The 12278-nt window shown below is 25.7% G+C and carries 11 protein-coding genes and 1 other annotated feature; all 11 genes read right to left on the reverse strand.

Annotated elements, in window-relative coordinates:
- Window positions 1-137: 137 nt before the first annotated feature.
- A complete protein-coding gene (locus AC4FQW_RS10495) occupies window positions 138-1640 on the reverse strand; it encodes a DUF1846 domain-containing protein (protein ID WP_303130924.1) in 1503 nt (500 codons plus the stop codon).
- A 257-nt stretch (window positions 1641-1897) separates the two neighbouring features.
- Window positions 1898-2581, reverse strand: a complete 684-nt coding sequence (locus AC4FQW_RS10500) for a response regulator (RefSeq protein WP_491148971.1) — start codon at window positions 2579-2581, stop codon at window positions 1898-1900.
- A gap of 2 nt (window positions 2582-2583) precedes the next feature.
- Entirely contained in the window at window positions 2584-4122 is a 1539-nt protein-coding gene (locus AC4FQW_RS10505; protein ID WP_491148972.1) for an ATP-binding protein, read from the reverse strand.
- A gap of 136 nt (window positions 4123-4258) precedes the next feature.
- Window positions 4259-5257 carry a 2-hydroxyacid dehydrogenase gene (locus AC4FQW_RS10510; RefSeq protein ID WP_303130930.1) on the reverse strand — a complete coding sequence of 333 codons (999 nt, stop codon included), beginning with the start codon at window positions 5255-5257 and terminating at the stop codon, window positions 4259-4261.
- A 114-nt stretch (window positions 5258-5371) separates the two neighbouring features.
- Window positions 5372-6439 (reverse strand): AEC family transporter, encoded by a 1068-nt coding sequence (locus AC4FQW_RS10515; RefSeq protein WP_303130931.1) that lies wholly within the window; start codon window positions 6437-6439, stop codon window positions 5372-5374.
- Between the two features lie 221 nt (window positions 6440-6660).
- Window positions 6661-7347, reverse strand: coding sequence for a hypothetical protein (locus tag AC4FQW_RS10520; protein WP_491148973.1), 687 nt, complete (start codon window positions 7345-7347; stop codon window positions 6661-6663).
- A gap of 66 nt (window positions 7348-7413) precedes the next feature.
- Window positions 7414-8124, reverse strand: coding sequence for a phosphatase (locus AC4FQW_RS10525; protein ID WP_491148974.1), 711 nt, complete (start codon window positions 8122-8124; stop codon window positions 7414-7416).
- Window positions 8125-8255: 131 nt separating this feature from the next.
- Complete coding sequence (locus AC4FQW_RS10530) at window positions 8256-9638, reverse strand: MATE family efflux transporter (RefSeq protein ID WP_303129181.1); 1383 nt, start codon at window positions 9636-9638, stop codon at window positions 8256-8258.
- 85 nt (window positions 9639-9723) lie between these two features.
- Entirely contained in the window at window positions 9724-10893 is a 1170-nt protein-coding gene (locus AC4FQW_RS10535) for an aminotransferase class I/II-fold pyridoxal phosphate-dependent enzyme (protein WP_303129179.1), read from the reverse strand.
- Window positions 10890-11372, reverse strand: coding sequence for an Lrp/AsnC family transcriptional regulator (locus tag AC4FQW_RS10540; RefSeq protein WP_303129177.1), 483 nt, complete (start codon window positions 11370-11372; stop codon window positions 10890-10892). Before AC4FQW_RS10540 ends, AC4FQW_RS10535 begins: the two co-directional genes overlap by 4 nt.
- Before the next feature lie 53 nt (window positions 11373-11425).
- Window positions 11426-11681: a binding site (T-box leader), on the reverse strand.
- Between the two features lie 201 nt (window positions 11682-11882).
- On the reverse strand, window positions 11883-12257 hold the full coding sequence (locus tag AC4FQW_RS10545) for a hypothetical protein (RefSeq protein ID WP_303129176.1): 375 nt from the start codon (window positions 12255-12257) through the stop codon (window positions 11883-11885).
- Window positions 12258-12278: the final 21 nt, after the last annotated feature.

The following is a 12278-nucleotide window of genomic DNA, read 5'->3' on the forward strand; positions in this document are numbered from 1 at the left end:
TCTTAATTCGTTTTTGTTTTTCCTGATTACATTTATTATTATATAATAATAATTATCCGTTGTAAACATCTTTTTTAAAATTTTTCTATTTTTTTCTACAAAAAAATAGATAAGAGTTAAACTCTTATCTATTATAATTAATAATATAAATTTTGAGTTGCATATTCAGCATCACAAGTTATATCTATTCCAAGTTTTCTAAATGTTTGTTCATCATTATTACTTACTATTGTAGTTGAATGGGCTTGAGCTCCTTTAAGCTTATAAAGTTTCTCAACAGCAACTTGCGCCATAGGATTAGTAGCTGCACATATACTAAGTGCCATAAGAACTTCTTCACAATTAAGAGCTGGTCTTTTAGATGCTAATGTTTCTTTCTTTAATCTTATTATAGGATTTAATATAACTGGTGAAATTAAATGAATATCATCATTTATATCAGCAAAATATTTAATAGCATTAACAATAGCTGCTGCTGTGCCTTCCATAAGTTCTGATGTTTTACCTGTAACTATAGTTCCATCTTCTAATTCAATTGCAACAGATGGACATATCTCGTTACCACCTTTTAACTTCTTTAATCTCTCAGAATTTTCTCTAGCTTTAGTTACAACTTTTCTATCTTGTTCTACTAAATTTAATTCACTCATTATAAGTGATACTCTTTGAAATGTTTCTTTATCTACATAACCTTTTTTGTATTCACATGCAGTTTTAAAATATCTTCTTATAATCTCTTGTTTTGAAGCTTCTTTTACTACATCATCATCTATAATTCCAAAACCTACTCTATTAACTCCCATATCAGTAGGTGATTTATATACAGATTCTTTTCCTGTTATTTTTTCTATAATTCTTTTTAATACTGGAAAACTTTCAATATCTCTATTATAATTTACTGCTACCTTATTATAAGCATCAAAATGGAATGAATCTATCATATTTACATCTTTTAAATCTGCTGTTGCAGCTTCATATGCAATATTTAATGGATGCTTTAATGGTACATTCCATACTGGGAATGTTTCAAATTTTGAATATCCTGCAACATTTCCTCTTTTATTCTCATGATAAAGTTGACTTAAGCATGTTGCAAGTTTTCCACTTCCTGGTCCTGGAGCTGTAACAACAACTATTGGTTTTGTAGTTTCTATATATGGATTTTTTCCATATCCTTCATCACTTACTATTGTATCTACATCTGTTGGATATCCTTTAGTTGCTCTATGTTTATATACCTTTATTCCTCTTCTTTCAAGCTTATTTATAAAAATATTTGTAGAAGGTTGTTCATCATATCTTGTTATTACAACACTATTTACATCTAAATCATATGATCTAAGTTCATCAATAAGTCTTAGTACATCAGCATCATATGTAATACCAAAGTCTCCTCTTATTTTATTTCTTTCAATATCACCTGCATACACACAAATAATTATTTCAGCTTTATCTCTTAACTTATGTAATAATTTTATTTTTGCATTTTCATCAAATCCAGGTAATACTCTCTTTGCATGAAGGTCTTGAAGAAGCTTACCTCCAAATTCTAAATAAAGTTTATCGTAATTATTTACTCTTTCTAAAATATATTTAGACTGTTCTTCTAAATACTTTTTATGATCAAATCCTATTTTCATAATTTCTCCTTTTGTTAATTATTTTTTATTTAAATTTTTTATTCTTGTAAACTAAACTATTTTCATAAAAATATGTGAACCATAAAATGTTTATAAAAAACAGAAAATATATTGGATTGTTAGATGTAAATCCTTTTAGCCCTATTAAAGATAAAAGTCCTAATAATCCAATATATTTATACTTATGATAGTTCATAAAATCATCTCCAAAACATGTTTAATTATATTATATACATTTTTAGAGTTATTTTCTATATTTAATTCTCTTTTATAAATTTATATTTGTATTCTGGTCTACCAACATTACCATAATCTATTGTTACTTCAGCTTCACCTATATTTTCTAAATAATCAACATATTTTTTTATAGTAACATTACTTACACCTGTTAATTTTGATATACCTCTTATAGTCCAATATTCTTCATTATTTTCATTTATAACATTGTATATCTTATTTAATGTATTTTTATTTATTCCTTTTGGAAGTTTATTTTCTTCATTAACTAAATTATCATTATTATATAATCTATCTAAATCATTTTGATCTAACTTAGTATTTTGAATTAAAAGTTCTCTCTTTTTAATATACTTATCTATAGCTTTCTTAAATCTTTCAAATTCAAATGGCTTTATTAAATAATCTACTACTCCATATGCAAAAGCAGTTTTTATTTCTTCTGACTTATCTGCTGCTGTCATCATTATAACTTCTGATAATATTCCTTTATCTCTAATATATTTTAATATTTCTATACCATTTTCTTTAGGTAAGTAAACATCTAATAATATTAAATCTATACTTTCTTTTTCCAAAACATCTATTAAATCTTCTTTATTAGATACAGTTTTAAATACTGAAAATCCATTAATCATCTCAACATATTTTTTATTTATTAAAGCTACCATAGGATCATCTTCAACAATAACTACTTTGTTCACACCTATTCCTCCTTTAATATACTTATTATAAATTTTTTATTTCTTTTGTTTTCTTTTATTTTTATACTTCCACCATAAAGATCAATTCTACCTTTTACAGTTGATAATCCAATTCCTCTCCCTGTACCTTTAGATGTTACTCCATTTTCAAAAAGATTATCTTTTATATTTTTATTTATATTAATTCCATTGTCTGTAACTTCTATATTTATTATTTTTTCATCTTCACCTATATAAACTTCTACAACTCCACTAGAACCTTTTTCTATACATGCATCAAAAGCATTTTCTATAAGATTTCCAAGTATAGTTATTATGTCAATTGAAGTTACTCTTCCATGTGAATGCATCATATAAGAATCTTCATTTATTATAAATTTTATATTCTTTTCATTTGCAATAAGTTTTTTACTAAGAAGCATAGCACTTATTAAATTATCCTTTATTCCTGCAACAGTAGTTGTATTTTCTAAAACTTCCTTTTGACACTCACTTATATATTTTTTTGCTTCATCATATTCTTCTAAATTTATAAGTCCCAGAATAACATGTAATTTATTTTTAAATTCATGAACATTTGCTCTAATATTTTTAAGTAATCCGTCTATACCAGTTATTTCTCTTGCAAGTCTATTTATATTTTCACTTTTCATTAAAGTAACAACAGCACCCAAATACTTTTCTTTCTCTTTTATAAAACTTAAATTTACAAATACCTTTTCACCACTTAATGTTATTTCTTTCATTTTTACACTACTCTTATTATCTATATATTTAGAAATTTTTTGTATTAATTCTTCTATATTTAATGTATCTAGCATCTTAAAACAATTATCATTTATTTCTAAAATTTTATTATTTCTATCTATGGCAATTACACCTTCATCTATGGAATCAAGTATTATTCTCTTTTCATTATATAATCTTGCTATTTCATCAGGTTCCATACCAAGCATTTCTCTTTTTATTTTTCTTGCAAATGTTTCTGATAATATTATTGTAATTGGCAATATTAAAACAAATAAGCATATTGTTATAACTATAACCTTATTAGTTACTGACTCAACATCTTTTAAGTATTTACCTACCATAACAAACCCAACTTGTTTATCATTATTATATATTGGAGAAAAGTATCTAACTGTAACACCCATAGAACCTTCCATTGTTGAATAATAACTTGTTCCATATTTAATTACATCTTTATTATCTGTATTTACAAACTTTTGTCCTATTTGATTAACATCAAGATGTGAGTATTTTTCTCCGGTCATATCTCCAACAACAATTATATCTATGTTTTTAAAGTTTTTCACAAATTTACTTACATAAGATTGAATCTCAAAATTATTTTTTCTTTGCTCTAATGTATTTTGAACTATTGGGGTATTAGCTATTACATATGAGATTTCTTTTAAATCTTGTTTTATTTCATCATTAAGATCGTCAACTCTAAGCTTCATAAAAAATATACAAGCAAGGATTAATGGTATTATCGCTATTATAATACTACGTTTTCGTACACGACTTTTAAAACTCATATTCTCTCCTTTTATTCTTTTTATATTAGATTATACATAATTATTTTATTTTTTTCGACATTTTTTATTTTTTAAACCTTAATTATAAAAAGCCTTACTTATAGTTTTCTACAAGTAAGGCTTTATTATAAATATACTAAGCTATTGCATTTTTACAATTACTTTCTGTTAAATATTCATTTAAATTATCATATGAAATACTTATCATATTTGTTAAAGCTTCATCTGTATATGATCCCATGTGAGGAGTTAATAATACTTTAGGGAACATTTCTATAAGTTTTTCTATATTTTTATCATCTATTTCTTGTCCCTTAAGATCTTTAAAGAAAACTCTACTTTCTCCCTCTAATACATCAGCTCCATAACCACCAAGTTTTCCACTTTCAATTCCTCTTATAATTGCTTCTATGTCTTGAAGTTCTCCTCTTGCTGTGTTTATGATTATTCCGCCATCTTTCATATTATTTATAAATTCATCATTTATTAAATGATAATTTACTCCTTTTATATATGGCATATGTACTGAAATTACATCTGAAGTTTTTATTAATTCTTCTTGACTTACAAATTCAACAATTTCTTTCGCTGCATCACTTTGAAATACATCATAACCAATAACTTTTGCTCCTAGTCCCTTAAAAAGCTTAGCAGTTGTAAGTCCTATTCTTCCAGTTCCAATTATTCCAACTGTACAATTTCTAATTTCTTTACTAAACATATTAGCATCAACAATGAAATTCTTTTCTCTTGTTCTATTTACTGTATAAGCTGTATGTCTAAGTAACATCATTGCAAGAGTTACTGCAAGTTCACTTATTGCATTTGGTGAATATCCTGGGACTCTAGCTGACTTTAATCCAAATTCCTTTACTGCTTCTAAATCAACATGATCAAATCCTACTGTTCTAGTAAGTACATACTTTAATCCATTATTTTTTAATAGCTCTAAGTTTTGTCTATCAGCCATACAGTTACCCCTAACCATTATAGCTTCTGCTCCTATAGCTTCTTTTACATTTTCATGATTTAAGCCTTTTTCTACAAGTTTTAAATCATATCCATATTTATTTAATTTATTAAAAAATTCAACTTCTGTTGGTCTTACTCCAAAACAAACTAACTTAATTGACATAAAAAAACTTCCCTTCTTTTTAAATATATAAAAATATATCTATATTAAAATAAGACTTAATTCAGGAAAAAGTTTTTAAATCTAATTCCTGAATTATAGTCATTTAAAATTTAACTATACAAATAACCCTATATTTTTAATTACTTCTAAAGCAACTATCCATATTGGCATTGCTACTACTGCAACTATAGTTGATAATAATGAACAATTTGATGAAAGAACTGATTCTTTATCAAAGCTTATAGCATAAGCTGCTGCAACTGTTGCTGTTGGCGCTGCCATCATTATTACTACAGTAGCTAGTCCAATATATGATACTGGTAAAATTCCAGTTACATTTAAAACATATAATAATACTATATTTATTAATGGAACTATAATTACTTTTTGAATGCTATAGTACCAAGAATCTTTTGATCCCATAGCTTCTTTAAATGGTATTGTAGCTAAATTAGCTCCAATTGATAACCATGCAAGTGGTGAACATAAAGCACTTAAGTAAGTTAAAGGTTTATAAAGCCATGGTAATGTTTGGTCAATTCTTAAAAATGCATAGTTTTTTACCCCTTCTTTAGTAGAAACAGCTACTTGTGGTAATGACTCTTGGAATAACCATATAAATAAACCTAAAAATGTTGCTATAATAATTGGATTTAAAAACATAGTTTTAACATTTTTCTTAAAGTTTTCTTTATCCATCTTCAAACCTGACATTTTAATAAATCCATATGAATAAAGGAACACTCTATAAGCTATATTGAATATTGAAGAATACATAACTCCTACTGTTCCATAAACAGCTTGTACAATCGGAGTTCCAAAGAAAGTTGTTGATCCAAATACTGTTAATACTCTTAAGGCATCTTGTTTGTCTCCCTTGTATCTTGAATAAAATAACTTAGTTATAAATATAAGAACTATATAAATTGCAAATCCCCATATTAAAAGATTTATTCCTTCATGTAAGCTTTTCTTATTAATATCTACTAAAAATGATTTTAATGCTAATGCTGGAAGTGATACTGATAAAACTACCTTACTTAATATTTTTGCAGCACTATCATTTATTATATTTTTCTTTCTTAAATAAAATCCTAAAAAAATAATTGCTATTGATGAAAATATTGCACCTATAATTGCGTTATCTGTTAATGTTTTTCCTAAAATACTTAAGATATCCATCTAATTTAATTCCTCCTCAGTTTATAAAGTTTTCTCAAATCTTTTTGTTATTAATTTCACACTTATGTTATAACATTAACAATAAACTCACAATTATATTTAAATTTCTAAATAATTATTTAAGTTTTTTAAGTTTTATTATTTAATTTATTTACTTAAATAAATTAAATAATTCATTTTTTTGTTAATTTTTAGTCAAATTTTCATAAAAAAAAAGAGCTTTACTCAGCTCCTAATATATTAATTATAAAATTATTCTTTATATTGCTTTGTATAATATTTTCAAACCTAACTTTAGAATTTTCATTTGTATACTCTAAAAGTGGATCAAATATATAATATAAACTTTCCATATTTAATTCACTTCCACTAATAATATTAATTTTAACTTTTCTTTGATTATATAATTTATTACACTCTTTTAATGTATTATATACTCCTATCCCACAATTCTCTTTATTATATAAATTTGATACATATACATAAATATCTTTTAACTTTATACGTTCATCATAATTATTAAAGTAAAAAAATAATATTTCCTTTAATAAAATAATCATATCTATATCTTTTCTAGTTTTTATATATTTATTTTCTATAAAAATTATTTTGTTTAAATTAATAAATTTCTTTATACAATGCTCTTTTTCTTTAATATTACATATTATTATATTTACAAAACTATTATTAAATAAATTTGTTTTAGTAAAATAATTTATATCATTAAAACTTATAAAATTCACATTGTACATATCAAAACAAAAATTATAATACTTAATAAATTTTATAATTTTATCTTTTTTAAAAATATGATTATATACTTTAAAAATATCACTATTGAATTTATTCAATATATTTTCTTCATTTTCTAAAGAATAAAATATATTTACAGTTTTATTATCCCCCATTAATACTTACCCCTCTTATTTTTATGTAAAAGTAATTTAGGGCTATTTAAAATAGCCCTAAACAATTTATATATTAAATATACCTTTTATTTCTTCTTCATTATAATTAATTATAAGTTCTTTTGGGAAATTTATTTCATCTACTAAATTTATACAGTTATCAAACTTTCCTATATCATAACATATGTGAGAGTCACTACCAAATATTATTTTGGCTTTATGTTTTCTACAAAACTCTAACATTTTTTTATCATTTTCTAAGGCTCCTACTCTAAAACCATTTGGTCTTAAAGATGAATTATTTAATTCTAATAAAATATTATTTTCTTTTGCAGCAATTACAACTTCTTCATAATTAACAGGATATCTTGAATCATCTAAATGACCTATTATTTTTATGTTTGGCTTTTTCATAACATTTATAACAGCTCTTGTATTTTCTTCTTCTGTTCCAGGATTTATACAAGGTGGATGAAAACTTGCTATTGCATAATCTAGATTATTTAAATCATCATCTGTTAAATCTACATTTCCATCAAAGTCTAATATATTAACTTCTGCCCCAACAAAAACATTAACACCATCAATATGTTTAGGAATAACTCTTAAGTTATGAAAATGATATATATGTGCAGTGCCTGGCATTTTAGGAGCATGATCTGAAATTCCTAAATATTTAATTCCCTTATCTCTTGCACTATCTATGTTTTCTTTAACTGTGCTATATGCATGACCGCTAGACACAGTATGTGTATGTAAGTCTATTAATTCTCTCATTTTTTACCTCCTTAATACTACTAATATATTTTACCACAAAAAATTTTTTAATCATAATTTTATAATTATTAAATAAAAAGAACTTTATTACTAAGAATTCACTCTAAGTAAAAAGTCCTTTTTTATTTATATTAAGCTTTACTAACGTTATCAGAACCTAATGCATCTTCTGAAAGTTTTTTATTATAAAATGATACAAAACATATTACAGTAATAGTTGCTGCTGTTATATCTGCAATTGGTTCTGCCATTAAAGTCCATTTAAGTTTATTTTCAAAAATCATAGGTAATATTAATGCTAATGGTATAAGAAGTATTATCTTTCTTAAAAGAGCTAATATTAATGATGTTTTAGCTTGTCCAAGAGCTAAAAATGTTTGTTGGCACGCTATTTGTGCTCCTGATGCAATAACTCCACCAAAGAATATTTTTATACTCCAAGTTGTTATATCCATAAGATTTGAATTATCATTAAATATCGATACAAAAAAACCTGGAGCCATCATTAAAGCAATCCACATAACTCCTGTATAACATAAACAATAAGTAAATAATAATCTGAATGTTTGTTTTACTCTATTTCCTTCTTTTGCTCCATAATTATAACTTATTATTGGTTGAGCACCTTGGGATAAACCTACAAGAGGTAATAACACTATCTGCATTATACTACTCATTATAGTCATAGCACTAACTGCTAAATCTCCACCATATCTTAATAATTGATTATTCATTATAATCATTACAAGACTTTCTGTTGATTGCATTATAAAAGGTGAAACTCCAAGAGCTACTACTTGAAATATAATTTTTAGTTTTGGAATCATGTACTCTTTTCTTATTTTTAATATACTTTTTTGACTAAATAAAAATTTAAGAACCCATATAGCTGAGACACATTGTCCTAAAACTGTTGCAAGAGCAGCACCTTTAACCCCCATTCCAAAACCAAATATAAATATAGGATCTAAAATTATATTAATTATAGCACCTATTATAACAGTAGCCATACCAGTCTTCGCAAATCCCTGTGTGTTAACAAAAGGATTCATTCCTAATGCTATTTGAACAAATATAGTTCCAAAAATATATAATCCTAAATAATCACTTGAGTATTTTATTGTAGCTTCACTTGCTCCAAAAGCCCAAAGCATTTGTTCTTTAAAAATAGTAAAAACTATAGTAAGTATAATTCCTAATAATATAAGAGCTGAAAAACTATTACTTAGTATTTCTTCAGCTTCATCATTATTTTTCTCTCCCATCTTTATAGCTGCAAGAGGCGCTCCACCCATACCTATAAGCGCACTGAAAGCTGATATTATCATTATTATTGGAAAAGCTACTCCAACTCCTGCCATAGCAATTTCTCCATTTGGTATTCTTCCTATAAATATTCTATCTATAATATTATATAGAACGTTAACTATTTGAGCTATAATTGCAGGAAGTGCTAATCTAAATAATAAATTATTTATCTTTCCTGTACCTAAATCTATTTTTTTATCAGTCATTTAAACCAAAACCTCCACAAATTTAATATATTATAAATTTTACATTATTTTACTTAAAATGTGAACAAAAAGCATAGTTAAAAAACTATGCTTTATATTTATTTATAAATTTATCTATCCTTTTTATAGCTTCTATTAAATCATCCATAGATGCAGCATAACATGCTCTTATAAATCCTTCACCACATTCACCAAAGGCATTTCCTGGAACAGCTAACACCCTTTCTTCCATAAGAAGTTTTTCACAAAATTCATCTGAAGTCATACCTGTTGACTTAATACATGGGAATACATATAATGCACCTAATGGTTCAAAACATTCAAGTCCCATTTTTCTAAAACCATTTACTAAAACTCTTCTTCTTCTATTATATTCTGATGCCATTTCTCTTACACTATCATCTCCATGCTTAAGTGCTTCAATTGCTGCATATTGTGCTGTTGTTGGTGAACACATTATTGCATATTGATGTATTTTTTTCATGGCATCTATTAATACTTTATTTCCACAAGCATATCCAAGTCTCCATCCAGTCATTGCATAAGCTTTTGAAAAACCATTTATTATAAGTGTTTTATCTTTAACCTCTTCAAACTCTGCAATTGATACATGTTTTTTATCATATGATAACTCTCCATATATCTCATCTGAAAGAATTATTATATTCTTATCTTTAACAACATCAACTATTTTTTCTAATTCTTCCTTTGTCATTATAGCTCCAGTTGGATTATTTGGAAAAGGAAGTATTAAAACTTTTGTTTTATCTGTTATAGCATCTCTTAAATCATCTGGCATAAGTTTAAATTCATCTTCAGCCTTTAAGTTTATTATTTTTGCTGTTGCTCCTGTAAAAGTTGTACATCCTTTATAAGCAACAAAGCTAGGTTCTGGAATTATAACTTCATCTCCAGGACCTACAAGTGCTCTAAGGGCTAAATCAATAGCCTCACTTCCACCAACAGTAACTAATATTTCTTCTTTTGGGTCATATGATAAATTAAACTTTCTATACAAATAATTTGCTATTTCTTCTCTAAGTTCAATAAATCCAGCATTAGAAGAATAATGTGTATGTCCTTTTTCTAATGAATATATACCAGCTTCTACAACATTCCAAGGTGTTACAAAGTCTGGCTCACCAACTCCAAGTGATATTACATCTTCCATTTCGTTTATCATATCAAAATATTTTCTTATTCCAGATGGGGGCATATTTTTTATATTATCTAAAATCATATTTTCCATTATCATATAAATATAGCCTCCCTATCACTAATCTTCTTATCTTTAAATATAGTTCCATGATCTTTATACTTTTTAAGTACAAAATGAGTTGCTGTACCTTGTACATATTCTTGAACTGCAAGTTTTTCTGATACAAACATAGCAACTTCTTTCATTGTTTTTCCTTCTACTATTACAGTTAAATCAAAACCTCCAGAACTCATTAAATAACAAGCTTTAACATTTGAAAATTTATATATTCTTTCTGCAACTTTATCAAAACCTTGACCTCTTTGAGGTGTTATTTTTACTTCAATTAATGCTGTAACTGTCTCTTTTCCTGTATTTTCCCAATTTATTAATGTAGTATACCCTGCTATTATATTTTTTTCTTCATAATCTCTAATAGCTTCTCTTACTTCTTCTACTGTCTTTCCAGTCATTATAGCTATTTTTTCATCACTATATCTACTGTTTTTCTCTAAAACCTCAAGAATTTCTTCCATATCTCTTAAATCCTCCCTAATTTATTTAAAATAAAAAAAACCTCCATCCACAATAAAGGGACGAAGGTTACTAATTCGCGGTACCACCCTAATAAATAAATATATTGCTATATTTATTCACTCTATAAGAATAAATTTATTCCTTTCCTATTTAACGTTAGGATTACGGCTTATTTTATTAAGTATTAAACTTAGTTCTCAATAAGCAATTCCAAGGCTGCTTCCATAAATACCCTTACTAAATTCCACCAAACTTTAGCTCTCTTTAAAGGAACTATTTTATGTACTCTTCCTCTTCAAAATTTTTTACATTTATTTTTTATCTATTATATGACTATATTTTAATAAATTCAATACTTTTATTAATTAAAATTTTGTAATTTATTATTAATATTTAAATATAATTTGTTTTGCAATATAATTTATATTTAACAAATAAAATTTCCAATTAGAGTAAATTATTTTATAAAAAGGATGTGAAAATTTAAATTTTCACATCCAACATATTACTTATCTACACTTCCAGTATCCATCACAGTCAAAATCATCTTCAGCTTCTTCTTTATAGCATTCTATAGCCTTACAGAATAAAATATTTGTTTTTCTAATTATTTCTTCAAATTTTTCTAATAGACATTCAACTTCTCTTAATTTTTTGTCAGCTTTTTCTGATAGTTGATCTGCTTTTAATCTATATTTAGCTGCTTCTTCTTGTAAGCAGTTAGCTTCTCTTAATTTTTTATTTATTGCTTCTAATAATGCTCTATTTTGTGCTGCTAATTCTTCTGCACATCTTTCATACTTTTCACATTTGTTATCTTTGCATGGTATACAATAGCATTTTTCCTTTTTACATTCTCCATAACCTTTATTACATCTAGTCATTTTAATTCCTCTCTTTCTCAC

Source organism: Clostridium sp. TJA085, assembly GCF_058310235.1.

Excerpts from the sequence above, each read along its gene's own strand:
- AC4FQW_RS10495 (WP_303130924.1), bottom strand. The coding sequence starts at position 1,640 with ATGAAAATAGGATTTGATCATAAAAAGTATTTAGAAGAACAGTCTAAA.
- AC4FQW_RS10505 (WP_491148972.1), bottom strand. The coding sequence starts at position 4,122 with ATGAGTTTTAAAAGTCGTGTACGAAAACGTAGTATTATAATAGCGATA.
- AC4FQW_RS10510 (WP_303130930.1), bottom strand. The coding sequence starts at position 5,257 with ATGTCAATTAAGTTAGTTTGTTTTGGAGTAAGACCAACAGAAGTTGAA.
- AC4FQW_RS10515 (WP_303130931.1), bottom strand. The coding sequence starts at position 6,439 with ATGGATATCTTAAGTATTTTAGGAAAAACATTAACAGATAACGCAATT.
- AC4FQW_RS10520 (WP_491148973.1), bottom strand. The coding sequence starts at position 7,347 with ATGGGGGATAATAAAACTGTAAATATATTTTATTCTTTAGAAAATGAA.
- AC4FQW_RS10525 (WP_491148974.1), bottom strand. The coding sequence starts at position 8,124 with ATGAGAGAATTAATAGACTTACATACACATACTGTGTCTAGCGGTCAT.
- AC4FQW_RS10530 (WP_303129181.1), bottom strand. The coding sequence starts at position 9,638 with ATGACTGATAAAAAAATAGATTTAGGTACAGGAAAGATAAATAATTTA.
- AC4FQW_RS10535 (WP_303129179.1), bottom strand. The coding sequence starts at position 10,893 with ATGATAATGGAAAATATGATTTTAGATAATATAAAAAATATGCCCCCA.
- AC4FQW_RS10540 (WP_303129177.1), bottom strand. The coding sequence starts at position 11,372 with ATGGAAGAAATTCTTGAGGTTTTAGAGAAAAACAGTAGATATAGTGAT.
- AC4FQW_RS10545 (WP_303129176.1), bottom strand. The coding sequence starts at position 12,257 with ATGACTAGATGTAATAAAGGTTATGGAGAATGTAAAAAGGAAAAATGC.